The organism is Pseudoalteromonas sp. AOP7-A1-14 (assembly GCF_052376275.1).
Taxonomy (GTDB): Bacteria; Pseudomonadota; Gammaproteobacteria; order Enterobacterales; family Alteromonadaceae; genus Pseudoalteromonas.
Map to the genome: position 1 here is coordinate 1 of NZ_JBQSVO010000245.1, position 1,254 is coordinate 1,254.

At 39.3% G+C, this 1,254-nt stretch carries 1 protein-coding gene; it reads left to right on the top strand.

All coding sequences use genetic code 11. The features are described 5' to 3' along the window. The first annotated feature begins 65 nt into the window (after window positions 1–65). Window positions 66–1,225, top strand: a protein-coding gene (locus ACT3RM_RS17900) for an IS3 family transposase (RefSeq protein WP_086962489.1) whose coding sequence is annotated in 2 segments (ribosomal slippage) — window positions 66–339 and window positions 339–1,225 — 1,161 coding nt in all. Because the reading frame shifts where the segments join, the coding sequence is not laid out codon by codon here. Window positions 1,226–1,254 lie beyond the last annotated feature (29 nt).

The window sequence follows — 1,254 nt, forward strand, 5'->3', positions numbered from 1 at the left end:
GTAATGGTCTAATGAAACTGGACAGGTTTATAGCGTAAAATGAGCTAAACCCAAAAGGTATCACTATGACCAGAAAATCAAAAGTAACACTCAGTGCACAACAAAAACTTGAATATGCCAAATTAATGGTAGAAGAAGGTTATACCAATAAGCAAATTGAAGAGATGTCTGGCGCAGGAAAGTCAGCAGTATCACGTTGGAAGCAACAATATCTATCTGAGCTAGATGGTAAGAGCCCGGGAAATGTACAAGCACTCACACCAGAACAGCAACGTATTCAATTGCTAGAGAAGCAGCTACAGCGAGCTTTAAGGGATAATGATATATTAAAAAAAGCCACCGCTTTCTTCATTCGCGACAATCAAAATTTAAAGTAATTAAAGCGTTGAAGAAAGCGACCCCAAGCTATACGGTATCTGAGTTGTGTCGTGCTTTAGAAGTCAGTACAAGTAGTTATTACTATGCGCCCGTCGCGCCAAATAAGTCAGAGCAGGCACTGCTGGAGTTAATTAAATCTATCGCTGACGATTCTGGTTATACGTATGGTAGACGCAGAGTGAACGTTGAACTGAATGCGTTAAATCATACGATTGGAATATATAAAACAGCGGCACTGATGAAAAAGTTGAATATAAAAGCCATCAGGCCGAAGAAAAAACATTACTACCCTAACTCAGGTGATGAACATAAGTACGCACAGAACCTCTTAAAACGAGAGTTTAACCCTGATTCACATAACACGCATTGGGTCGGTGATATTACCTATATCAGGAACCATCAAGGGTGGAGCTACTTGGCCTGTGTGTTAGACTTATCAACGAGGGAAGTTGTAGGGTATGCCTTATCAACAAGCCCAAATGCTGAATTGGCTATAGCAGCATTGAATAATGCTATTAAGCGTCAACAGCCGGTTCTTAATCAACTGATGTTTCATTCCGATCAGGGGTGTCAGTATTCTGCGGCCTCGTTTAGAGCTCGGTTATCACAACTAACTATAACGCAAAGTATGAGTCGTCGAGGTAATTGTTGGGATAATGCAGTAATGGAGCGATTTTTTAGAAGTTTAAAAACAGAGCGACTGAATCGCCTGTCATTTATAAATCATCATTCAGTTATAAGTGAGGTGGACAATTATATTCAGTTTTACAATTACAAACGTAGGCATTCTACGCTTAATTATATGACGCCACATCAGAAATATAATGAATTAAAAAATGCCGCTTAGAATCTCTACAGAATTTGTTGACCATTACA